22 protein-coding genes and 1 riboswitch are annotated in these 23,584 nt (G+C 58.0%); of the genes, 10 read left to right on the top strand and 12 right to left on the bottom strand.

Annotation, left to right across the window (positions count from 1 at the left end; genetic code table 11):
- Positions 1-354 precede the first annotated feature (354 nt).
- From FrondiHNR_RS03715 to FrondiHNR_RS03705, 3 genes are read right to left on the bottom strand one after another with little or no spacing between them, the layout of a single operon-like run.
- Positions 355-1,335 (bottom strand): carbohydrate ABC transporter permease, encoded by a 981-nt coding sequence (locus FrondiHNR_RS03715; protein WP_279353908.1) that lies wholly within the window; start codon positions 1,333-1,335, stop codon positions 355-357.
- The gene (locus tag FrondiHNR_RS03710; protein ID WP_279353907.1) at positions 1,332-2,279 is read right to left on the bottom strand and encodes a sugar ABC transporter permease; all 948 of its coding nucleotides are present in this window, start codon (positions 2,277-2,279) and stop codon (positions 1,332-1,334) included. Before FrondiHNR_RS03710 ends, FrondiHNR_RS03715 begins: the two co-directional genes overlap by 4 nt.
- A gap of 12 nt (positions 2,280-2,291) precedes the next feature.
- On the bottom strand, positions 2,292-3,536 hold the full coding sequence (locus FrondiHNR_RS03705) for an extracellular solute-binding protein (RefSeq protein ID WP_279353906.1): 1,245 nt from the start codon (positions 3,534-3,536) through the stop codon (positions 2,292-2,294).
- Positions 3,537-3,924: 388 nt separating this feature from the next.
- Here FrondiHNR_RS03705 and FrondiHNR_RS03700 point away from each other — a divergent pair, with 388 nt between their 5' ends.
- The 6 genes from FrondiHNR_RS03700 to nagA are packed head-to-tail and all read left to right on the top strand — an operon-like array spanning position 3,925 to position 9,719.
- On the top strand, positions 3,925-4,833 hold the full coding sequence (locus FrondiHNR_RS03700) for a sugar isomerase (RefSeq protein ID WP_279353905.1): 909 nt from the start codon (positions 3,925-3,927) through the stop codon (positions 4,831-4,833).
- A 7-nt stretch (positions 4,834-4,840) separates the two neighbouring features.
- Positions 4,841-5,830: an ROK family protein gene (locus tag FrondiHNR_RS03695; protein ID WP_279353904.1), complete on the top strand. Its 990-nt coding sequence runs from the start codon at positions 4,841-4,843 to the stop codon at positions 5,828-5,830.
- Positions 5,827-6,795 carry a hexose kinase gene (locus FrondiHNR_RS03690; protein WP_279353903.1) on the top strand — a complete coding sequence of 323 codons (969 nt, stop codon included), beginning with the start codon at positions 5,827-5,829 and terminating at the stop codon, positions 6,793-6,795. The genes FrondiHNR_RS03695 and FrondiHNR_RS03690 overlap by 4 nt, the downstream gene beginning before the upstream one ends.
- A 52-nt stretch (positions 6,796-6,847) precedes the next feature.
- Positions 6,848-7,693 (top strand): class II fructose-bisphosphate aldolase, encoded by an 846-nt coding sequence (locus FrondiHNR_RS03685; protein WP_279353902.1) that lies wholly within the window; start codon positions 6,848-6,850, stop codon positions 7,691-7,693.
- Between the two features lie 28 nt (positions 7,694-7,721).
- Positions 7,722-8,540, top strand: a complete 819-nt coding sequence (locus FrondiHNR_RS03680; protein ID WP_279353901.1) for a DeoR/GlpR family DNA-binding transcription regulator — start codon at positions 7,722-7,724, stop codon at positions 8,538-8,540.
- A gap of 9 nt (positions 8,541-8,549) precedes the next feature.
- The gene (nagA, locus tag FrondiHNR_RS03675; RefSeq protein ID WP_279353900.1) at positions 8,550-9,719 is read left to right on the top strand and encodes an N-acetylglucosamine-6-phosphate deacetylase; all 1,170 of its coding nucleotides are present in this window, start codon (positions 8,550-8,552) and stop codon (positions 9,717-9,719) included.
- A 25-nt stretch (positions 9,720-9,744) separates the two neighbouring features.
- On the opposite strand, the gene FrondiHNR_RS03670 is transcribed toward nagA, so the two are convergent.
- The 3 genes from FrondiHNR_RS03670 to FrondiHNR_RS03660 form a co-directional block, all read right to left on the bottom strand.
- A complete protein-coding gene (locus FrondiHNR_RS03670) occupies positions 9,745-10,632 on the bottom strand; it encodes a bifunctional methylenetetrahydrofolate dehydrogenase/methenyltetrahydrofolate cyclohydrolase (RefSeq protein WP_279353899.1) in 888 nt (295 codons plus the stop codon).
- On the bottom strand, positions 10,626-11,909 hold the full coding sequence (gene glyA / locus FrondiHNR_RS03665) for a serine hydroxymethyltransferase (protein WP_279353898.1): 1,284 nt from the start codon (positions 11,907-11,909) through the stop codon (positions 10,626-10,628). The genes FrondiHNR_RS03670 and glyA overlap by 7 nt, the downstream gene beginning before the upstream one ends.
- Before the next feature lie 80 nt (positions 11,910-11,989).
- Positions 11,990-12,070, bottom strand: a riboswitch (ZMP/ZTP riboswitch).
- Between the two features lie 150 nt (positions 12,071-12,220).
- Entirely contained in the window at positions 12,221-13,498 is a 1,278-nt protein-coding gene (locus FrondiHNR_RS03660) for an MFS transporter (protein ID WP_279353897.1), read from the bottom strand.
- A 275-nt stretch (positions 13,499-13,773) separates the two neighbouring features.
- Between FrondiHNR_RS03660 and purU the strand changes: the two genes are divergently transcribed.
- The 3 genes from purU to FrondiHNR_RS03645 are packed head-to-tail and all read left to right on the top strand — an operon-like array spanning position 13,774 to position 16,002.
- A complete protein-coding gene (gene purU, locus FrondiHNR_RS03655; RefSeq protein ID WP_347567122.1) occupies positions 13,774-14,670 on the top strand; it encodes a formyltetrahydrofolate deformylase in 897 nt (298 codons plus the stop codon).
- A gap of 51 nt (positions 14,671-14,721) precedes the next feature.
- Positions 14,722-15,078, top strand: coding sequence for a YrdB family protein (locus FrondiHNR_RS03650; RefSeq protein ID WP_279353896.1), 357 nt, complete (start codon positions 14,722-14,724; stop codon positions 15,076-15,078).
- A gap of 42 nt (positions 15,079-15,120) precedes the next feature.
- A complete protein-coding gene (locus FrondiHNR_RS03645) occupies positions 15,121-16,002 on the top strand; it encodes an aminotransferase class IV (RefSeq protein ID WP_279353895.1) in 882 nt (293 codons plus the stop codon).
- Positions 16,003-16,200: 198 nt separating this feature from the next.
- Here FrondiHNR_RS03645 and FrondiHNR_RS03640 read toward each other — a convergent pair whose 3' ends face one another.
- Positions 16,201-16,605, bottom strand: coding sequence for a hypothetical protein (locus FrondiHNR_RS03640; RefSeq protein WP_279353894.1), 405 nt, complete (start codon positions 16,603-16,605; stop codon positions 16,201-16,203).
- A 446-nt stretch (positions 16,606-17,051) separates the two neighbouring features.
- Between FrondiHNR_RS03640 and FrondiHNR_RS03635 the strand changes: the two genes are divergently transcribed.
- The gene (locus FrondiHNR_RS03635; RefSeq protein ID WP_279353893.1) at positions 17,052-18,359 is read left to right on the top strand and encodes an MFS transporter; all 1,308 of its coding nucleotides are present in this window, start codon (positions 17,052-17,054) and stop codon (positions 18,357-18,359) included.
- An 18-nt stretch (positions 18,360-18,377) separates the two neighbouring features.
- Here the strand turns inward: FrondiHNR_RS03635 and nagB are convergent, their stop codons facing one another.
- Genes nagB through FrondiHNR_RS03610 form a run of 5 tightly spaced genes read right to left on the bottom strand, consistent with a single transcriptional unit; the run spans position 18,378 to position 23,474 of the window.
- Positions 18,378-19,166 (bottom strand): glucosamine-6-phosphate deaminase, encoded by a 789-nt coding sequence (gene nagB / locus FrondiHNR_RS03630; protein WP_279353892.1) that lies wholly within the window; start codon positions 19,164-19,166, stop codon positions 18,378-18,380.
- Positions 19,159-20,121, bottom strand: a complete 963-nt coding sequence (locus FrondiHNR_RS03625) for an ROK family protein (protein WP_279353891.1) — start codon at positions 20,119-20,121, stop codon at positions 19,159-19,161. Before FrondiHNR_RS03625 ends, nagB begins: the two co-directional genes overlap by 8 nt.
- Positions 20,118-21,635: a beta-N-acetylhexosaminidase gene (gene nagZ / locus FrondiHNR_RS03620; RefSeq protein ID WP_279353890.1), complete on the bottom strand. Its 1,518-nt coding sequence runs from the start codon at positions 21,633-21,635 to the stop codon at positions 20,118-20,120. The genes FrondiHNR_RS03625 and nagZ overlap by 4 nt, the downstream gene beginning before the upstream one ends.
- Positions 21,636-21,669: 34 nt before the next feature.
- Positions 21,670-22,593, bottom strand: a complete 924-nt coding sequence (locus tag FrondiHNR_RS03615) for a carbohydrate ABC transporter permease (protein WP_279353889.1) — start codon at positions 22,591-22,593, stop codon at positions 21,670-21,672.
- Positions 22,593-23,474 carry a sugar ABC transporter permease gene (locus tag FrondiHNR_RS03610; protein WP_279353888.1) on the bottom strand — a complete coding sequence of 294 codons (882 nt, stop codon included), beginning with the start codon at positions 23,472-23,474 and terminating at the stop codon, positions 22,593-22,595. Before FrondiHNR_RS03610 ends, FrondiHNR_RS03615 begins: the two co-directional genes overlap by 1 nt.
- Between the last annotated feature and the right edge of the window lie 110 nt (positions 23,475-23,584).

The following is a 23,584-nucleotide window of genomic DNA, read 5'->3' as shown; positions in this document are numbered from 1 at the left end:
CCTAAGAAACTCCTAATTTCACCCTTAAGCAAGAGTGAAATACACTTAATTCATCACTTAAAACACCCAAACCACTTGGTATCTTACAAAATCGACCAAATGGAAAGTAAAGTTTATTGAGTCAGCACAGATGAAGTGAAAAAAGCTAACAGGGGAAGCCAGTTCACATAGGGTATTTGGGGATTTGCATATAAAACTCTAGGTCTTACGACTAAACATCTTGTGATTGTGTGGCACGTGCGAGGGGCGTACGTGCCCGCAAATGACACCCTCTAATTTCTGTCAAAACGAAAATTCCCCCCGGATTTTTGTCTTGACAGAGGCCTCCGCGGCACTGACCGCGGGGGCCATTTTCTATTTAACCGCACCCGCGGCAAGACCACCCACCAGACGCTTTTCGATGAGTATAAAGAGAATCACTACCGGAACGATCGCAACAACAGAAGCACCAAAAACATACTGCCAAGCCGAATCATACTGACCCACAAACTTGGTAAGAGCCACCGAGAGAGGCTGATTTCCAGCGGTCGATAGAATAACCAAGCTCGCTGCAAACTCGTTCCAGCTGGCCACGAAGGTAAAGATTATTGCGGTGACAATCCCGGGCCAAACAAGCGGGAGGTTCACCTGAAAAAGCACCCGCATTTTACCCGCTCCATCAAGCTGAGCAGCCTCCTCAATACCCCGGGGAACACCGGCAAAAAAACTGTGCATAATCCAGGTAGCAAAAGACAGGTTAAAAGCGGCGTTCACCAGGATCATAGCCAACCACGTATCGTTTAGTCCCACCGTATTAAACTGCCGGAACAGTCCGGTAGCAAGAACCGCGGGCTGTAACATCTGAGTTGTAATCACCAGAAACAAAAACACAAGTCGCCCCGGAAACCTAAAACGAGCCGTGTAGTAGGCTGCGGGCAACGCAACCAGAAGAACAAGCAGTGTCGCACACACCGAGATGACAATCGTGGAGATAAGGTTCTGCACCAGGGGTGTCTCCGGGGTGGACCACATGGTGATGTAGTTATCAAAACGCCACTCTTCCGGCAGAAAAGAAGGGGGAACACTCAGAATCTCGGATCGACTCTTAAGCGATCCAAGCACCATAATCACGTAGGGAGCAACAAATACGAGGATGACAACAAACCCCACCAGCATTCGCATGCTCACCCGCGTCGCGGAGGCCCTGTCATCACCATAGTGTCGGCGGCGACGGGCGGGAGCAGGGGACGGTTTTGCCCGACCCAGCGTTGCTAAATTCTGAGCGATAGGACGACTCGCTTCATTACCTTTTTTCGCGACCCCGGCATCCACGGTATCGGTCGTGGCCTCTTTCACTCGTCGGTCTCCTTCATGGGTTTTACGATCCATACGTAAAGGGCAACGATAAAAATCACGGTCCCAAAAGCCACCACGCTGAGTGCGCTAGCCAAATCAAGACGTTGATTCACCTGCAATAGCTTAAAGATCAGGGTCATAATGGTGTCGGCATCATATCCGGGAATTGACCCGGTCATAATCTTGAGAATGGGCAGTGAGTTAAAAACATTAATGATGTTTATCAACACGGCAACGGCAAGCGCGCCGCGCAACTGCGGTAGGACGATCGATGTGTAGATTTTCCAGGGACGCGCCCCGTCCATCCGGGCTGCCTCAATAACCTCCGCCGAAACGGTCTGTAAGCCGGCAAGAATCGTGTAGGTGGTAAAGGGCAGAGAAACAAACACAGCGATCAGAATGGCAACGGTAAAGGCCGAAACCACATTTTTTGTGAATCCGTAGCTGGAATCGAGAAGCCCGATATCCACCATCATCTTGTTAATGATTCCGTAAAAGGGATCCAGCCCGTAGTAGAAGACCGTGGTTGTCATCACCACGCTCGCTGCCCAGGGGACGATCACAAACATGCGCACAATGCGTCGACCGGGAAATTGCTTGTTTAAAAACTGCGCAAGCGCCAGAGAGATCAAGACGGTAAGCCCCACCACTGCGATCACCCAGATTGCCGTTCGCAAAAGCACACCGGGTAACTGGGGAAGCGCAAAGAGCTCGGCATAGTTCGCAAAACCAGCGGCTCCCCGATCCACCCCATATTGACTCACCTCGCGGGTGGAGACAAAGATCATATATCCCGCCGGGAAAAACACCACCCCGATGATGAGAAGCAGTGCGGGGCCCACCCAGGGTAGCGCCCGCACCGCCTCCCCCAAGGGCTTCTGCCTTCTGGGGGGCCTAGTGGCTTTGGAGCGGGGAGAGACTTTATGCGTCGCCGAACTAGACATTAGTTATTGTCTCTACCTGCCGCCAACTTGCGATTGAATCTGAGACAGTACCTCCGCCGGGGCTTTGCCCTGGGCAACCTGCCCCATCAGGCTCTGAATAGCCCCCTGAGCGGTGCTCCAATCGGAATTGGTGGAAGGGTAAAACTGAGCATCAGGCAGCACCTCAAGGAAGGGTTTGAGCGTTTCATTCCCCGCAAGGGCGTCCGATCCGCTGAGCGTGGTGGGAAGAAAACCCTCCGCCTCCACCCACGGCACGTAGACGTCTGCGCTGTAGTAGTAGTCGAGGAACTTCTTAATCGCCTCTTGTTTTTGTCCATCGTTTTTGAACGCCATCAGATGATCGGCAACACCGAGCGTCATGGATACCCCGTCTTTTGTGGCAAGAGGAGCTATGCCGTAGTCTAGCTCCGGATTTTTCTCGTCGATCTGTCCGACGGTGGGGGGCAGTCCCACGATAAAACCAATTTTTCCCTGGATGAAAACATTCATGAGGGGGGTGCGATTGCTCGAGCCGGCGTCGGGCTGGGTAGCGTTTCCCTCGATAAACGTCTTCATTTCTTCAGCGGCAGCTACGTTGAGGGGATCATCAATGGTGAGCTGGGCGGCGTCACCATACCCTCCTCCCCCACCGTAAAACCAGATTCCGGTTTCGGCCTGCGCTTCTTCGCTTCCCAGGGGCATTCCGTAACCGTAGGTGCCGTTCCCGAGAGCCTGCACCTTTTGGGAGGCACTCAGCAGCTCGGTCCAGGTCTGCGGAATATCCGTGACCCCTGCCTGCTCCATAAGCTGTTTGTTATAGAACATGGCGCGTGCCGAGGCGATCAGCGGCAACCCGTACTGCACACCGTCGATGGAGGCGTTCTGGGCAAGAGAAGGTTGAAAATCGTCTAGCACCGTAGGCGATACAACGTCGGATGCAGGATAAAGCAGGTCATCTGCCGCAAAACCGGCAAACGCATCGATATTGAGGATGTCTGGAGCCGCGTTTGCCTGAACCTTGGTTTTAATAACATCGTTGATATTGTCCCAGGACTGCACCTCAAGAGACACGTTGATGTCGGGGTTTTCTACCTCAAAACCAGAGATAACGTCTTCCCACAGGCCCTTAGTGCCGTCGGAGTAGGTAGGAACAAGCAGGTTAATGGTGTTGGCTCCCCCCGAATCACCCGATGTTCCCCCGCCAAAACCACACGCCGACAGCGCCAGAGTAGATATCACTGCACACGCAAGTGTGCTCGTGCGAACTGTTTTCTTCACAAGACTTCCTTGACTTCTTTTTGAGGAAACATCACTGAGAGCAGCGGCGTCTCTTCTGTGTACGAACATTCAAATGATTTATTGTGACGTTATACCTAAACAAAAATCACATTCAATCACATACGTGCTTGAAACATGATGACCGACTATCCCTCGTACGTCAAGACACATTTTGGTTACATCGCAGTAAATAAGCCCTTAAAAGCATTTTAAAAACTGGTTTCATGAAGATTTAAGTTCCTCTTAGCTTTTCTCGTGCCCGCACCCAATCAAAAATGACGTAGAAATCATGACGCAAAAAAGCTATTATCAATCTAAATCAATCATTTATTCATCACAAAAGATCACTTTAAAAACATTACCCACTCGTAAGGAGAGGCCACCCACCATGACGTCAATTCCCGATGCCGCTGCGCCGGGCACTCATATGGCAGCAGAGCTTTCATCTCAGCCCGAAATGTGGCGCCTGGCAGCCCAGCTCGCCCCAAGCATCACAACGTTTCCCCAACGCGGGCAGCGCGTAGCCATGGTCGGCTGCGGCACCTCCTGGTTCATGGCGCAGGCATACGCTTCACTCCGCGAGGCCGCGGGCCACGGAGTGACAGACGCTTTTACCGCAACGGAGTACCCGCTAACCCGAGAGTACGACGTCCTCATACTCCTGACCCGCTCGGGAACAACAAGCGAGGTTCTAGAGTTGCTGGGTAAGCCCCATAAGGCATCCCGAACCCTGGGCCTCGTGGGAGACCCCACAACCTCTTTTTCTCAGCTTGTCGACGACGTTATTGAACTTCCCTTTGCCGATGAGAAATCGGTGGTGCAAACCCGTTTTGCGACAACCGCCCTTACCCTCCTGCGCGTCAGCCTCGGTGAAGATGTGACCCCGGCGATTTACGAGGCTGAGGCGGTACTCGACGACGATCTCAACAGCACCCTCGTGGAGGCGGAGCAGTACTCATTCCTCGGACACGGTTGGGCTCTGGGCCTCGCCCACGAGGCCGCCCTCAAAATGCGCGAGTCATCACAGACCTGGACCGAATCATACCAAACCATGGAGTACCGTCACGGCCCCATTGCTATCGCCGCACCGGGACGTGTCACCTGGCTTCTCAACAGTGCCCCCGAGGGTTTGGAAACTGATGTTCTGAAGACGGGTGCCCACCTAGAGCGCACGACCCGTGACCCTCTCGCGGAACTAGTACGGGTTCATCGTGTCGCCCTGGCTCGCGCACTCGCACACGGACTCAACCCGGACCAACCGCGCAACCTCTCACGCTCGGTTATCCTGGAAAGCTAATTCCGCGATGTATATGCCCCACCCGGAAACACTTGGTAAGCACCAACACGCGGTGCTTGCCTGTGATGTGGGCGGAACCGATATCAAAATCTCGCTCATGGATACGCTGGGTCGGCTCATCGGTCTGCGTAGAGTGCCCACCGCACGCGGCGGAGACCATAAGGCGCATACCGTTGCCGCACTTATTGCACAGGTTTTGTCGGAACTACGACAGGAGCACCCCGCCGTCGTTCCCGCGAGCGCAGGTATCAGCGTGCCCGGAATCGTTGACGAGGAGAACGGTACCTGTGTTTACTCACGCAACCTGGGGTGGCGTGATGTTCCGATCCGCGACATCCTCAGCGAGAGGCTCGGACTCCCTGTTGCCCTCGGACACGATGTACGCAGCGCGGGACTCGCCGAACTTACGCTGGGTCCCCACCGCGGGGCACGCAATGCCGTGATCATGATCATAGGCACGGGAATCGCCGGCGCTATCGTGGCTGATGGAAGACCCGTCGTGTCGGGAGGATATGCAGGAGAAATCGGCCAGGGAAGGGTATCCAGTTACACGAATACCACCGCCACACGCCTCGGCCAGACTCCCCCGAACGCCCCGATTCCCCTCCTGGAAGATATTGCTTCCGCCAGAGGAATCGCCAGACAGTATCACGAGAGAAGCGGCAACCCGACCACGGACTCCCGTGAGGTGTTGCGTCTCATGGAGAGTGGAGACGCCGTAGCCCGCGACGTGTGGAACGAAGCGGTTGATGCCCTCGCCGAGGCGATCAGCCAGTGCGCCAGTATCACCGCCCCCGAGGTTGTTATTCTTGGCGGTGGACTATCCGAAGCCGGTGAGGCCCTGATTGATCCGATCCGCGCCCGGTTGAGTGCACTCCTCGCGGTGCAGAGGAACCCGCGGATCGCGAGTGCCAGCCTTGGTGGTAATGCCGGCCTCATCGGTTCCGCCCTACTCGGTCGATCCTTGAGCACAGTTCGCGCGGGAGGCCCCGAATGATCCTCACTCTTACCCCCAACCCCGCCCTCGATCTCACCTACTCAATTGAACAATTCGCCTCCGGCACAAGCATTCGCACGGATACCGCGCGCACTCGCGCGGGCGGCAAAGGGGTAAACGTCTCACGCGTGCTCAACACGCAAAACCTGGAAACCCTAGCGATTGTGCCGCTGGGCGGGCTCACGGGCCAAGAGTACGCCGATGACCTCACCAAGAGTGCGCTACCCCACGTGACCGTTGAGGTTTCTAGTGCCACACGCAGATCTATCGCCATCGTCGAGCGCACCGCTCAGGACACCACCCTCCTGAACGAGCGTGGGGCAGGCTACACCGAACAGGAGTGGCAGACCGTGATGAAGACCACTCTGCACCACCTCACGCACGATGCCAGCTGTTTGGTCATTTCGGGGAGCCTCCCCCCAGGAACACCGGACTCTCTTCTCGCAACCCTCCTCTCCGCGACAAAACGGCTCGGAATACCCAGCATCGTTGATGTTTCCGGTCCGGCCCTTCTCACCGCCGCAACGCTCGGAGCAACGGTGCTCAAGCCCAATCGTGACGAACTCACTGAGGCTACGGGACTCACAGACCCCGTAGAAGGAGCACTTTCCCTCATTGCCGCGGGCGCCCAAGCCGCCGTGGTCTCACTCGGCAGCGCGGGGATGATCTGCCTGACTGCAGGCAACGCTACCGCGTGGCATTCCCGTATAAACGAGCAAATCACCGGCAACCCGACGGGCGCCGGTGACGCCGCCGTCGCGGCCCTCGCACGGCACCTGTCCGCGACGCATCGGATGTTCCCCTCCTCTCCGATAATTTGGGAAAATACCCTGCGCACCGCCACTGCCTGGTCTGCCTCGGCCGTTCTCATGCCCCTGGCCGGTGAACTCTCTCCCCGTCATACCTCCCTGGCAGAACGAGTGAGCATCAGCACCTTTGCAGTCACAGGCCCTTTCACCTCCTGAATACCAAAAAACAAGCATCAAGACACAAAACCACCAAGAAACGAGACAACGAATGCCCCTTGTCAACAGCGCATCACTCATTGAAGACGCTCGGTCACACAACCGGGGAATTGGCGCCTTTAACGTCATACACCTGGAAACAGCCGAGGCTCTAGACCGCGCTGCCCGATCCAGCGGCCCGCTTATCATGCAGATCTCACAAAACTGTGCGGCCTATCACGGGGAACTCGAAACCATTGCGCTTCCCACGCTGTCCATTGCACGAAACTCCACGGCCCCCATCGCCGTGCACCTCGACCACGCCGACAATTTCGAGACGGTTCGACAGGCCATCCACCTGGGGTTTAGCTCAGTCATGTTTGACGCCTCCGCACTGCCCTACGCAGAAAACGTCGCAAAGACCGCCGAAGTTGTTGAGTACGCCCACACCCGTGGTGTTCACGTGGAGGCCGAACTTGGGGAGATTGGCGGTAAAGACGGTGCCCATGCTCCCGGTGTGCGGACAGACCCTGTCGAGGCCGCCAAGTTTGTCGAGGAAACGGGTGTTGACTCCCTTGCGGTTGCGGTGGGTTCATCACACGCCATGACACAGCGCACGGCAACCGTGGATCACAAGCTCATCCGGGATCTCGCACGCGCCCTCAGCGTCCCACTGGTACTCCACGGCTCCTCCGGGGTGCCCGATGGCGATATTGTAACGGCTATCCGCAGCGGTATGACCAAGATAAACGTATCAACCCAGCTCAATAAGATTTTTACAGCATCGCTCCGTGAGACACTAGAAGATAATCCGGATATGGTAGATTCGCGCAAATACATTCGACCGGCCCGTGTGGCCCTCTCGGTGGAGGCCGCACGTCTCAACGCATTATTTGCGCTCAGGACCACCGCCGACTGATCATCAATAATCAAGCGATAGGATTTTTGTGAACCGTGACGAACGACTCAAAGCGATTCTGAACCTCGTGGATGACGCGGGGCGCATCAGCATTGAGGAGCTCATAGCGCAACTGGGAATCTCTGCCGCCACGGCCCGGCGAGACCTAGACGAACTGGCCAAGCAGCACCTGCTGCTGCGTTCCCGCGGGGGTGCCATCAAACAGTCTGTGGCGTATGATCTTCCCATTCGCTACCGTAACGCGGTTCAATCAGCTCAGAAAAAAGATATCGGAGCCGCCGCCAGTGCCCTCGTCTCTCGCGGTGACGTCATCGGCCTGTCCGGCGGCACCACAACAACCGCGATAGTGGAAGCCCTCTCCGCCCGAGCCGACCTCATGACGCCCTCCACGGAGCCAAGCCTCACCGTCATTACCAACGCGATCAACATTGCCGCGCAGCTCGTTCTTCACCCGCAATTGCGAGTTGTGGTAACCGGAGGTGTGGTACATAATCACTCCTACGAGCTTTTTGGGCCGCTCGCCACAAACGTTCTCTCACAGATCACCATGGATATGGCATTTATCGGTGTAAACGCGGTTGACCCCCGCTTCGGAGCGATGGTCCACGACGAGGGCGAGGCCGCGGTAAACGCCCTCATGGCGGAGCGTGCAACACGCTCCTACGTTGTTGCCGACTCACAAAAAATCGGAAAGCGCGCTTTTGCCAGCGTGGGAGAACAGGACCTCTTCACGGGAATCATCACCGATTCCGAGATCACACAGGAGCAGCGAGAAGAGCTCAGTGAGTCGGGCCTGAAAGTTATTACACCGCAGGGTCTTCATCCGGATCCATCGCTCAAACAATAGGCTAGATGCATGCCCGCGCCACACCCCCAGACTCTCATCCACTCCGCCCACAAAATCGCCCCAACCCACACCATGAGCAACGCCTGGGTTCTGAGCAGAAACGGCCGGGTGGAATCAACTGGTGTGGGTGATTCCTGGCGTTCATTAGAGAACATCGGCTCACACACAGAAATTATTGATGCTCAGGGAGCCTATCTCACCCCCGGTTTTATTGACATCCACGTGCACGGAGGTGCTGGGCAAAGCTTCGACGAGGGCCCCGCGGGGTTTGACACCATACTCAACCTACACCGTTCCCATGGAACCACACGGAGCATTATCTCGCTGGTCACCGCTTCCCTTGATCAGCTAGTAGCGCGAACCGCCGCGGCCGCCCAAAAAACAGAGGATGACCCCCGCGTGCTGGGCATCCACCTGGAAGGCCCATTCCTGAACCCCACGCACAAGGGGGCGCACGAGGAGAATCTCCTCCACGCGGCAACCCCCGACGAGCTCGATGCGCTGCTCGCCGCCGGTCGCGGACACATCCGCCAGGTTACCCTCGCACCCGAGCTTCGCAATGGGCTCGATTCCGTGCGGCACCTGGTAAACAGTGGAGTGGCGGTGGCGATCGGGCACAGCAATGCCAGCTACGAACAGACGATCGAGGCATTTGCCGCCGGTGCGAGCATTCTGACGCACGCGTTTAACGGAATGCAGGGCATCCACCACCGAGCGCCCGGACCCGTTGTAGCCGCGCTTAATACCCCCGGAGTAACTCTCGAGGTTATCGCAGATAATATCCACGTGCGTCCCGAGATAATCTCCATGCTCTTTAGTCAGGCCCCGGGACGCGTTGCTCTCATTACAGATGCGATGGCTGCTGCCGGAGTGGGAGACGGCCACTACGAACTCGGTGACCTGTCCGTCACGGTGACCGACGGAGTGGCCAGGCTCGATGATGGAGGCTCAATAGCGGGTTCCACCATCACCCTGGACGCCGCCCTCCGGGTAGCGGTACACCTGGCCGGAGTCCCGCTGCACGACGCGGTCACCGCGCTCACTCACACCCCGGCAAAAGCGGTGGGGTACGGTGAAAAATTTGGCCTGTTAGAGCCGGGCTATGCTGCGGATCTGTTACTGCTCAGCGAGAACCTTGAGGTGCAACGCGTGTGGGTGGGCGGGCACCCGGTGTCCTAACCGGGGCCTTCCCCTCTGCGGGTACTCAACGCTGCGCCGCAGCCCGCTCCGCGCTGTCGACAACGTTTTTGAGGAGCAGCGCACGGGTCATGGGGCCAACGCCTCCGGGGTTCGGTGAGATCCACCCCGCAACCTCCGATACCTCGGCAGCCACATCTCCCGCGATTCGGCTCTTACCCGTATGTTGATCGGTGATCCGGCTCACCCCCACATCGAGAACCACAGCACCCGGTTTGACCGCCAAAGCACTGATAATTCCCGGGACTCCGGCTGCCGCAATGATGATGTCGGCGCGACGGAGGTGATCATCCAGGTTAAGAGTTCCGGTGTGGGTCAGGGTGACAGTTGCGTTGTACTCTCGGCGCGTCAATAGTGGGCCGATTGAACGTCCCACCGTAATACCGCGGCCAACGATCACAACGTTTTTACCCTGCCAGCTAATGCCGTGACGCTCAACCAGCTCAATCACCCCTCGCGGAGTACACGGAAGTGGGGTATCGAGAGGACTGTTGACGTTCAGAACCAGGCGACCCAGGTTTGTGGGGTGTAGCCCATCGGCGTCTTTTGCCGGGTCAATGCGCTGAAGCACCCGATCAGTGTCGAGATGCGGCGGAAGAGGCAATTGCACAATGTAGCCTGTGCAGGACGGATCGTTATTGAGATCATCTAGCACGGCATCAAGCTCCGCCTCGCTAATGTCTTCGGGAAGATCATGGCGAATCGACGCAATACCCACCTCAGCACAATCGCGGTGTTTACCGGCAACGTACCATTGAGATCCCGGGTCGGAACCCACCAAAACGGTTCCGAGGCCCGGAACGATCCCTTGATCACGAAGGCCTGCAACACGAACGCGCAGCTCTTCCTTGATCGCCGCGGCGGTTGCCGTGCCATCAAGGATCGCCGCTACCACTCTTCGTGCCCGGGATAGAGCGGGAAATCTTTGGTGAGCTTTGCGGTGCGTGCGCGCAAGCTCTCAACATCGGCTCCTGGTTTAAGAACGGCTGCAATGATCTCGGCGACCTCTGCAAATTCATTATCCCCGAAACCGCGCGTGGCAAGCGCAGGGGTTCCAATGCGCAGCCCGGAGGTAACCATGGGGGGCCGGGGGTCAAACGGCACCGAATTGCGGTTCACGGTAATACCCACCCGGTGCAGTAGATCTTCGGCCTGCTTACCGTCAATCTGGGAGTTACGCAAATCTACCAGCACCAGGTGAACATCGGTGCCGCCGGTAAGAACCGAGATACCGTTTGCTACGGCATCGGGAGCGATAAGACGCTCGGCAATAATCTGGGCACCACGAATGGTGCGCTCCTGGCGATCGCGGAATTCTGCTTCCCCAGCCAGCTTAAACGCGGTTGCCTTGGCCGCAACAACGTGCATAAGGGGCCCACCCTGCTGCCCCGGAAACACCGCCGAATCGATTTTCTTCTGGTATTCGGCCCGGCTCAGGATAACTCCCGAACGGGGACCGGCAAGCGTCTTATGAACTGTGGAGGTTACAACATCCGCATGCGGAACGGGTGACGGGTGCAGACCGGCCGCAACCAGACCCGCGAAATGAGCCATATCAACCCACAGCTTGGCACCCACCTCGTCGGCGATTGAGCGGAAGGCCGCAAAATCTAATTGGCGCGGATATGCCGACCACCCGGCAATCAGAACGGTGGGCCGGTGTTCCAGCGCCTTCTCTCGCACAATATCCATGTCAACACGATAAGTATCAGGGTCTACGCCGTACGAGGTGGCGCTGTAGTTGCGCCCGGAGAAGTTAAGCTTCATACCGTGGGTGAGGTGCCCGCCGTGCGCAAGCTCCTGTCCCAGGATGGTATCGCCGACCGAAGCCAGAGCGTAGAGCGCGGCGGCGTTGGCCTGAGCTCCCGCGTGCGGCTGAACGTTAGCGTGTTCTGCACCAAAGAGATCTTTCGCGCGCTGAATCGCCAGCGACTCCGCAACATCAACATACTCACACCCGCCGTAATAGCGGCGACCGGGGTATCCTTCCGCGTATTTATTGGTGAGAACAGACCCCTGCGCCTCAAGAACTGCACGGGGAACAAAGTTCTCGCTCGCAATCATCTCGAGGTAGTCGCGCTGACGATTAAGCTCCTGGTTTAATACCCGCGCAATGTCGGGGTCCACCTCGGATAGCGGGCTCGTGAACGTGGAGGGTAATTTCTCTGACATACGGTCTCCTTCATGACTTCTCGCGCACAGCGGCACAAGCGTGTCTCACTTGACACTCCATAATTGTGGAATTCATAGACTTATGCGGCCCAGGCGAGCGGCCGATCTATAAATGTCGCTTCCCGATGGTGACCATCTGTACGCCAGTTACGACCTGCCAAGCATATCAGGCTGTAGCGCAGAAACGCCACGCAGGTTTTGTCGACCTTGTAAAGCCCATCGCTTGCCCACACCCACTCGCCGAAGGTACAGGGGTCCAAGCTCAACCCGCTGCGAACGCTGCCCCTTCCCTGCCGGTGCCGAGAAACCAGCTACTGACGTGGAGGTAAGGCGGAGAGCACCGCCTGCCGCCGGGAAAAAACGCGAACACCCACCAGGGTTGCAACCAAAACTATCGCGAGCACCACCGCGTTTACCCAGGGCAACGCCTGCAACCCCAGGGATCCGAGGAAGAGCGCGCCAACAAGCGCACCCCCACCGATTCCGGTGTTGAACGAGAGGGTATAGGCCGCGCTGGCCGTATCACGAATCTGCTCAGATGAGGTGCGGATCATGGTGGTTTGGAGACTCGGCGGCAACATTCCAAACGCCACCCCCCACAGCACAAACGCGGCAATGGCAAGCCCCTGCACGTTGGAGAACGTGGCCATCAGGGCCACCCCCACGAAAGCACCCAGAAGAGCCCATCGAAGGGCGAGTGACACTCGGGAGCTAAAGATCGTTCCCAGGAGAACAAGCCCCACGGCACCGGCGATACCGAAGACAAAAAGCATCACGGGAAGAAGCTCGCTGCTGATGCCGGTAACATCCAGGAGATACGGCACGATATAGGAGTAGTAAGAGTAGTGTCCGATCATCACAAGCGCCGTCGCACCGCAGATGAATAAGGTTGCCAGGGTGGTTTCGTCACGCCAGACGGAGGGGCGAACGATGGGTGTCTCCCCCGTGCGCAACAGGGCTTCTTGTTGGCGCCTCTGCCGAGCGGTGGGAGGAGCAGAACGCTTCACGGCGGGAACAAAAAACCGCACCAGCACGGCTCCCGCACCCGCGGCCAGCGCGATCACCGTAAAGGCTGCTCGCCAGCCGAGCCACTGCCCCAGGGCGGTTCCCATGGGCACACCAAGAACAAACGCCAGGGTTCCACCGGAGACGATGAGGGAAACTGCTCGACCCACGTCAGCACGCGGAACCAGGTACCCGGCGTAGGCACTCACCACACTCCAAAATAGCCCGTGCACAAGACCACCCACAAAGCGAGCCACCACGAGAAGTTCATAGCTGGGAGCCCAGGCCGAAAGCAGGGTGCTGAGGGCAAGTCCCGAGAGCGCCACAATAATTATTGTGCGGCGCCCCCAACTCCGGGTGAGTATCGTGAGGGGGATAACCGTGATAACAACGGTAAAAGCAAAAACGGTGAGGAGTAACCCAATCTGGGCCTCCGTGACCCCCAGATCACGGCTCATCTCGGGCATGAGTCCCGTGGGAATCATCTCGATGGTTACCGAAAGAAAGGTGGCGGATGCGAGGATCAGCAGACCCACCAGGGGAAAACGTGACCTCACAGAGGTATCACCGGACATAGTGTTCATTCAATAGGCTCCCGGCGAATCACACGCTGGTGATCGCCGTAATGCGTGGCGTACCCCTCACGGTGCTGCCATAGACCTGTTGCTCGTCGATACGCTGCGTATCGGTACAACCCATCCGGTAAATACACTGGGGATCGTCTATGCGCTCATGTGCGCACCCAGGACCCACGATAACCGCAGGCCAAGAACTATCTTATGCGCAGAATCATATTTTGCAAGACCCTTGACTCTTCGGCGAGTGGCGTGAAGCTACGAAGTCGCCTACCCTATCAAGGGTGACACTTTCGCAGCACAATCAGACCACCTCCCCCCTCACGAGTGATTCTTCCCACCACTGGGTGCTCGCGCTGAGCTGCCTGGATCAGCCAGGAATCGTACACTCCATCTCGGGGGCCGTCGTGCAGTCCGGCGGGAACATCACGGAGAGCCAGCAGTTTTCAAGCGAAGATACCGGGCGTTTCTTCATGCGCTTGCAGGTTCAATCGCCGGCAACCCGCGAAGAGTTCGAGGCCACGCTCCTCCCCATCACCGAGCACTACGGAATGACGTGGAAGCTTGACTCCGTGGGTCGTCACACCCGCACGCTGATCCTGGCATCCACCGCCCAGCACTGCGTTAATGACCTGCTGTTTCGCCAGCGTAGCGGACAGCTCCCCATCGAGATTCCCCTCATTCTGGCCAATCACCCCACCCTCGAGCGCACGGCAGACTTCTACGGCGTCCCGTTCTCGTGGCAACCGGTCAACAGCGCGGAAACCAAGGCCATGTTCGAGGATCGGGTGCGGAGCCTCATCGAGGAGCACAGCATTGAGCTGGTTGTGCTTGCCCGCTACATGCAGATACTGAGTCCCGAGCTGTGCGAGGAGCTGAGCGGGAGGGCGATCAATATCCACCACTCTTTTCTACCCGGTTTTAAGGGGGCAAACCCTTACAAACAGGCGCATCAGCGGGGGGTCAAACTCATTGGAGCAACGGCGCACTTTGTCACCTCCGATCTTGACGAGGGACCCATCATTGAGCAGGATGTGATGCGGGTTGATCACTCGGCAAACCCGGCGGAACTTGTTGCCATCGGTCAGGACGAGGAGAGCCGAACGCTGCGCCGCGCGGTAAAATGGTTCGCAGAAAACCGCATCCTGCTCGATGGGGATCGCACCATTATCTTCCGGTAGGCGCGGTTCCTCAGGCCCTGCAGCGCTGTGCCTGAGCACTAGACTGTATGGGTGACTCAAAACGCCACCTCAACTATCGATGCCGTTACTATTGTTCGCGCCATCGTGCATCTTGCCCTCTTTGTCAGCATTGCTGCCTGGGGCTTCTTGGCCTGGCCCCTCCCCTGGCCCGGCGTCGCAGCGGGTATTGGCAGCATCCTCATCGCGGTGCTCATGTGGGCGTGTTTTCTCTCACCCCGACCGATCCTAGCGGTTGATGTTTTTGCGCAGGGGCTGGTAGAGCTGTTGCTGATTGCCGCGGCCGTAGTCGGCCTCATCCACATTGGAGCCCCCATTATCATCCCCCTCTGCATCGGAGTTGTTGCCGCCGTGGTGGGCCTCATTGCGGGCCGCCGGGCACTGAGCTAGTATTCATCCACATCCGCAAGACAGCCAGCGAAACGAGGGTTCATGACAGGCACCGATCCCGTACTCATCTTTATCGACCGTGCAGAGCGGGGCGGAGAGCCTCCGCTCTTTCGACAGGTGAGTGCAGACGAACCACAGATTAGCGTTTTTGACCTGGGAATCACCCGCGGCGACGGCATCTTTGAGTCAATAGGGGTTTTTGCTCGCTGGCCTCTACAGCTCGCACCCCATATCGAGCGCCTTAACCGGTCGGCGCGCATGCTTGACCTGCCCGAGCTTGACGATCAAGCTGTCGAGACCGCCATCACCATGGCCGTCGAGGCCCTCCCGCCCCTCCCCGAGATCCTGGTGAAGATTGTTGTCACCCGGGGTCTTGAGAGTGCAAGCGGCCTCACCACCTGGGTGATCGCAAGCGATAACGGCGACTACTCACGGGAGCGAACCGTGGGACTTCGCGCGATAACCCTCGACCGGGGATACCGTAGCGATGTTGCCGAAACCTCACCCTGGCTTTTGCAGGGCGCAAAAACCCTCTCCTACGCGGTTAACAAGGCCGTACTGCGGGAGGCCGCTCGCCGCGGGGCCGAGGAGGTCATCTTTATCAGCTCGGATGACTATGTTCTGGAGGGACCGGCCTCCTCCCTCATCGTACGGGAGGGAAACACCCTGATTACCCCCGTAACCTCAATCGGCATCCTTCCCGGAACCACGCAGCAGGCGGTTTTTTCCCACGCCGCAAAGCACGGTCTTGATACGGAGTACGCACGCCTGCGCACGGCAGATCTCGCGCGAGCGGATGCCCTGTGGATGGTGTCCAGCGGACGCCTGGTTGTTCCCCTGAACCGAGTAAACGAGACCCCGGTGCCCGTCGATGCGGCGCTCACGCAAAAGCTGCTTGCCGACCTGCTCGCGGGAGAGGAGTAGCACGGGCTACGAGGGATACTTTTCGGGGCTGTCCATCTTAACTCTTATCAGAAGAGGCAAAGGCGATGCTCTGAACTACCACCATCCCGGCCGCTATTTCCACCGGAGACGGTCTTGCCGCTCTCGGGCTACAAGCGCCGCTGCCAGTGGGCCCCTGTGAACAGACCATCGAATGTTGCTCTTGTTCGCTCTCCCCCGCTACAGCCCCAAGAACCTTCGCCCCTGTGCGGGGAGCGCCCACAGCGCAACCGCCTGACTCACGGCGAAGATCGCAATATCCACAGATACCGCCGCCACCGCAGCCACAACAAGCACGGTTGCAGCGACGGTCGAGACGAATGCCACAGCACCGGCAGCGAAAAGATTGGCAATCATCACCAACCGAAGCACAACCCGTAACGGAAGCCGGGCAAGCATCCACACGATACCGCCTGCCCACACGACCACGACGATCCCGATACTCACGACCAAAAACGGTGCCAGCAGCACGCCCTCCGCAACCTGTTTTGAGAACCCGATGAGCACCAGGCCAAGCAGCATGCAATAGAGGGCGTCGAGACGCAAACTCAACCGGCCACATGTCTCACCGTTCAGCCGTCGCATTATCGGCGCTCCCTAATTCGTTTCTAGCCCTATGTAGCTGTCTAGTATACAGTCGCATAGAGCCGTTCTTGTGAGTCGACCGGCTTCGCGCCTCTGTGTCTTATGTGAGTTTTGTGATGAGTCTTTCGATCTCTGATGCTAAAGCTGCGGACACGTGGTACTTATCCCGTGACTTAATAACACCCCTCTAGGGCTGCAAGCTCCATCGGCGTAAGAGGGGCACGTAGAGCGAGTAAGCACCCGGGAATTTCTAAAGCCCTCTTATAAGCTTATGCGCCGTAGGGCAACCACCTCAGGGGAAAAAGATCAGTGAATTATCCGTTCAATGAGAACCCGGGAGCCCGGGCACGGTGGTGCGAAGATCGCCGAGAGAGTAAACTCGCACCCGTGCATACAATACTCCACAGAAGTTTGTGCAATAAACATTGCATTCCGGGTAAATTCGCATGAGCGACGACTCGAACGACTCGACCATAAGCGGTGCCGACGCGGGCAAAATTGCACGGGCTGCGCTCGTGGGAACCGCGCTTGAGTGGTACGACTACTATCTCTTTGGCCTAGCCGCCGCCATCGTTTTTAACCGACTCTTCTTCACCGATCTTGATCCCACCGCGGGCCTACTTGCGGCCTTTGCCACCTTTGGCGTGGGCTTTGCTGCTCGCCCTCTCGGGGCTATTATCTTTGGCTATATCGGTGACCGCTACGGTCGCAGACCTGCCCTGCTTGCCACCATAGTAATGATTGGCATTGCCACCGGCCTCATCGGCCTACTACCCGAATTTGGCACCATCGGACTCACCGCCCCCATCCTTCTCACCGTATTGCGCCTGGTACAGGGTCTTGCGGTTGGCGGCGAATGGAGCGGCGCGGTCACCATGGCCATTGAACACGCACCCATGAAAACACGGGGCCGCTATGCCGCCCTCGTGCAGGTGAGTTCACCAATTGCAACGCTGATGTCCTCCGGGGCATTCGCCCTGGTGCTGCTCCTTCCTTCGGAAGCCTTCGACGCGTGGGGGTGGCGCGTTCCCTTCCTGCTCGCGTTTCCCCTGTTAGTCATCGCCCTGTGGATCCGCATCAAGATAGAAGAGTCTCCCATCTATAAGGATCTCCTCGCCCACAAAGGAACAACGCGAACACCCGTCCGGGGGGTGTTTCGTCACGCCCCAGGCCGCCTAGTAGTGGCCACCATGGCGGCGCTTCTCGGTGTTGGCGGTTTTTATATGGTCACCATCTTTTTCATCAGCTACGGCACCAATACGCTCGATATTAACCGGGATGTCATGGTAAACGCCACCCTGGTCGCCGCACTGTTTCAGATCGTCGTTACACTGCTCGCGGGACGCCTCTCCGAGAGACTCGGCCCCGGGAAAGTGATGGTGTGGGGTGCCCTGTTTGTCGGTGTGGTGGCGTTTCCCTTCTTCTGGCTGATTGACACCGCCGACCCCCTCATGATTGTTATTGCCGCGTGCCTCGGCATCGTGACTGTTACGGTAGCCTATGCCGTGACCGGCGCGCTGCTCACCGAAATGTTTCCCCCTCAGTTACGCTACTCGGGAGTTGCGCTCAGCTACAACATTGCCGGGGCCATTAGCGGGTTTCTCCCCCTGCTTGCAACCGCCATACTCGCGGCCAATCATAACCAGGCGTGGGGTCCCGCACTTATCCTCGTGAGCATTGCGCTCATTGGTGCAATAGGCGGAATCTTCGGTGAGCGCCTGCGCGTCACCGACAGGCACATCGTGGGGAGCTAGATACGTTTCCCCTCGACCCTAACTCTCGGCCAACCACTCCGGCACGTTGCTGAAAGCGCGACGATAGTAGTCCGCATGCACCAGCTGTGAGGCGGCGGCCTCGTCAACAAGCACCGTTACGTGAGGGTGAAGCTGAATCGCCGAGCCCGGGATTGACGACGAGACAGGGCCCTCCACGCACCGCGCCAGAACCTCCGCTTTGCGTTCTCCAAAGGCCAAAAGGATCAGATGACGGGCCTCAAGGATCGTGCCGACGCCCTGGGTGATACTGTGTGTGGGAACATCGTCGATTGAATCAAAAAATCTCGCGTTATCAATCCGTGTTTGCTCGGTGAGAGTAGTCACCCGTGTGCGTGAACCCAGCGATGAACCAGGCTCGTTAAATCCGATGTGTCCGCTTGTTCCCACTCCTAAAATTTGGACATCGATTCCGCCGGCCGCCCGAATATCGGCGTCGTAGCGCTCACCGGCGTTACGAATCCCCGCGAGTTCTCCCCGGGGTGTCTGCACCAGATCGGGATTCAGCCCCAGAGGAGTCACCACCTCGTTGGTGATCACGGTGCGATAGCTCTGCGGGTGGTCGGGAGAGATTCCCACGTACTCATCCAACGCAAAACCGCGCACGCGGCTGAGGTCAACGCCGTGCTGCTGCACACGGCGGTGGAGGGCTTTGTACACGGGAAGGGGTGTTGATCCGGTTGCCAGCCCCAACACGGCATCCGGTTTCTTCTGAATCAGACTCGTAATGTGCTGGGCAGCAAGCTCTCCAGCCTCATCCAGACTCTTCACAATGATTACTTCAGCCATACTGCGGCTCTCCTATCAGGGCCGCACCAATCGCGGCAATGGGGGATGAATCGGGAACGAGGTGCACACGCGAATCGAGCGCGAGCGACCCCAAGAACGGAGAACTCTCTGCCCGCTGGCGAAGCACCCTCCGAACCCCGTGAAGGAGGGGATCCCCAATATTGGTGACGCCCCCACCCAAGACTACGCGATGCGCGTCGACAGACAGTGTCAGGAGGCGCACGGCGGTTGCAACCCCCTCAAAAAGCCGATCGCGGATATCCTCGGCTAAGGGGTCCCCGGCGTGTGCGGCCTCCATCATTGTGCGCACGGGCGAACCATCTACCGATGGGTTCTCGTCTAATGCCCGGCCACCACCCGACGACCACTGGCGGATAATACTGGAACCCGAACTAATCGTTTCCAAGCAGCCCCGCTGTCCGCAACTGCACACCACACCGGACGGGTCAATGGGGATGTGTCCGATCTCCCCGGCAACACCCGTTGCCCCGCGCCATAGGTGACCGTCGACAACGATTCCAGCAGCAAGCCCCGTGCCCAGATTAAGATAGGCCAGGCTTGAGGAGTCCGCCGGAGACCTCCTGTGTTCCTGCTCAAGCACACGATGAACCCCCAGCGCGGCGGCGTTCACATCGTTCTCGAGCGTCACCGGAACACCGAGTTTTTCTCCCAGTTCCCCGCCCATTTCCCACTCGACTAGGCCCAGGTTAACCGCGTGCTCGATGCGTCCAGCCGAGGGATTGACCAGACCGGGGATACCCACTCCGATTGAGGCAAAATCGGTCACGTCCCCCTCAAATCGGGCGGCAAGCTCACGTGCAACCCCCACAGCGGTGCTGAGAACCTGTTCACGTCCGTGACCGGTCGGAACCTTTACGGTGTGCACAACCTGTCCGTCAGCGTCGAGCAAGACGGCCTCGGTTTTGGTGCCGCCGATGTCTATACCCACTCTCACGGCAGATTGTCCCCTCTCAGCATCTCTACAAGCGCCCGTCCCACTAGGCGGGAAGCACCAAAAGTTGCCACATCCGCGTAGGAGCGGTCGGCTGAGGGCCACCCCATTTCCACAACCAGGGTGTTCTGCCGGGTAGCTCGTAGCCCCTCGATAACGGCACGGTTGGTCTCGTGTCGGTGGTTGTTCTGTCCCACCACGATGACGGTGTCTTCACGCCCAATCTCCGCAAACGAAGGAAGCTCTTCACGCGCCCATACCGTGTAGAGTGTGAGGTGGGGCCAGGGGTGAGAACCCGTCGCTCGAAGCGCTTCAAGTTCTGCCTGAGGCCCCCAGGGAAGCGGCCCCACCGCAATATTGGGGACGCCCTCACACACCACAACGTGGACGCGCTGCCCGCCATCCAGTATCCGCGGAAGAGTTACATCATCACGCACCTCAAAAGAATTAATAATTGCGGCGGTATCCACCGTGACAGGCTCGGGGTCCTGTTCCGAAAGCACAGAGTCTCCCCAACGAGAGAGTGCCTCAAGGCGACGTGTGGCCTCTGCAAGCCTCGTCGCGTCGAGCCTTCCCGCGCGCAACGCCTCGGTCACGTGATCTAAGATTTCCCCCATCTGCTCGTCGCTATTGGCGGTACCGATGCAAAGAAGGTCGCACCCGGCAACAAGCGCACGAACCGCCGCCTCGGGAATTCCGGTGGTGGCACTGGCCCCTGCCATATCAAGAGCATCCGTGACAATAACACCTTCAAAGCCCAGTTCTTCCCGCAAAATTCCCTGGAGAATACGCGAGGAAAATGTGGCGGGGGTATCCCTGTCAATCTGGGGCAGCAGGATGTGCGAGGTCATAATAGTCTGGGTTCCGGCCTCAATCGCAGCACGAAACGGCTTAAGCTCGCGCTCATGCAATTGCGCAAGCGAGCGGTCGATCACCGGAAGCGCCAGGTGAGAGTCCTGCGCGGTGTCTCCGTGACCTGGAAAGTGTTTGGCACTCGCCGCGATACCGGCCCGCTGCACACCGCGAACCCACGCGTGCGAGTGGGCAGAAACCAGATCGGTGGCCACACCAAAACTACGCGTCCCGATGACGGGGTTATCCGGGTTCGAATTGATATCAACGTCCGGTGCAAACGTCACGGTGCAGCCGGCAACCCGCAATTCTTGGCCCACACGATACGCAATATCGTGCGTGAGCTGAAGATCATTGATCCGTCCCAGGACGGCATTGCCCGGAAACGGCGAGCCGGTGCTGTGGTGCAACCGGGTAACGTCTCCGCCCTCCTCATCGATCGCAATCACCGCGTTGGGGTTTGCCCGACGGATTGCGGCAGTGAGGGAGCGAAGCTGATCGGGGGTGCCAATGTTGGTGGCAAAAAGACACACTCCCCCCATTCCCTCCCTCAAGCGCCTCTCCACCCAGGCGGGAAGCTCCACCCCTTCAAAACCAGGCAGCATGGTGCCCGCAATTCTACGCTGTAGGGTACCGTCCTCGGCACTATCCTGAATATTCGACATGTTCTGAATTCCTTCCGTAACTCGAACGGGTTGTCTATCCTTTTACCGCTCCACCCACCAGTCCACTGGTCATACGACCCTGGACGATGAGGAAGAAGATGATCACGGGTATCGCCACAAGGGTCGATGCTGCCATCACCTGGCCCCAATCAGTCTCGCGCGTGGCCCCCGCCTGCACAAATCCACGCAGCCACAGCGGAAGGGTGTGTGAGGACTCGCTCTGCAAAAGCACCAGCGCAACCGTGAATTCGTTCCACGCCTGCAGGAACGCAAAGACGCCAGAGGCCACCAGTCCGGGAGCGAGAAGGGGAAAGGTGATGCGCATAAACGCCTGAGGGCGGCTGAGCCCGTCGACCATTGCGGCCTCCTCTAACTCGGCCGGAATTCCCGCAACAAAACCGCGAAGCATCCAGATCGTAAAGGGAACCACGGCGGCCGTGTAAATGATGCTCACACCCACTATAGAGTTGAGTAATCCCAGCGAGGACATCATTTGATACTGGGCGATAAAGAGTCCCTCCGCGGGGAGCATCTGCACCAAAAGGACTGCAAGCACAAAGCTTTTCCGACCTTTAAACCGGTACCGGCTGATTGCGATGGCTGCCAAAAAGGCAAAAAGCAGGCAGAAAAAAACCACGATCAGGGTAATACTCACGCTCATACCCAGCGCGCTGAAGAAGCTGCCGTCGGCTATTGCCGCCTCAAAGTTTCGGAACGACCCTCCCACGGGGAAAAAGGTTGGAACGAAGGATTGCAGGGTTCGGTTGGGTAGCAGTGAGGAGTTGAGCATCCAGTAAACCGGGAACACCCACACCAGGGCAATAGCGATGGCAACAACACTCCACACCCTGCGGCGAGCCCGGCTCGGGCCCCGGCTCTTGCTCCCAATCCGGGGAGCAACCGTGTTGTGGCGACCAGTACTCGCGGTGGTTGCATGATTTATTTGAGCGGTTGACATTAGTTCTCATCCTCCTTGAGCAGGCTGCGCACGTAGAACCAGCTGATCGCAATGGTTAGGGCGAGCACAAAGATTGATACCGCCGCGGCCATTCCAAAGTTTTGAACGCCGGTTCCCAATTTGTAAATGTAGGTCCCCAGCAGGTCAAAATCGCTTGAGCTTGAGCCGGTATCTTGTAGGACTTTGATCTGGGCAAAGACGCGCAGATTCCAAATGAGCTGCAGCAACAGCACGATCATCAGAACCGGGCGAATCATGGGCAGGATAATAAAGCGCAGCCGCTGTTTACCCGTGGCACCGTCCAATTGGGAGGCTTCCAGCACCTCCTCGGACACCTGGGTGAGACCCGCGTAGAGCGAGAAGGCCACAAAGGGAACGGACATCCACACCACGATTATGCACGCGACCAGAAAAAAAGTGAGGGGGTTTTCCAGCCAGTCGAAGCGGTTCATATTGACGCCGGGGATCATGTCGAGCAGATAGTTGACAACCCCGCGACGGCGATCAAAGAGCCAGATCCACACCGTCATCGCGGCAACAATCGGCATTGACCAGGCGAGCAGCAGGCTCACCTGTAATACCAGGCGGCCAACCTTTCCCGCCGCTTTCATCAGGATCGCAAGAAGGCCTCCCGCGGCAATTGTGATTGCCGAGGTGATGATACAGAAGACGATTGAGCGCACCACAATGGTCCAGGTGAGCGGATCGGTGGCCAGCGCAATGTAATTCTCGAACCAGATAAAATCTGCGGGGGCGCCAAATTGCTGCCTAATACCAAATTGCTGAGTCGAGGTAATCAATTGCCAGATCAGCGGATACCCCATGCCGATAAGCAGGATGGCAACCGCCGGAATAATCAGGGCAAGCGGGACCTTTTTCACTCTTTTTTTGGGGGGTACCCCGGGTGTGCTTTTGGGCGCACTGGGTGGTGCCGTTACACTCGTCATCGGATTTCTTTCTCGTATGCACGCGGGTGAACGGGGCGACCGGT

This window comes from Lysinibacter sp. HNR, from assembly GCF_029760935.1.
Classification (GTDB): Bacteria; Actinomycetota; Actinomycetes; order Actinomycetales; family Microbacteriaceae; genus HNR.
Note: the sequence above shows the minus strand (reverse complement) of the source record. Positions and strands in the feature narration are given on the sequence as shown.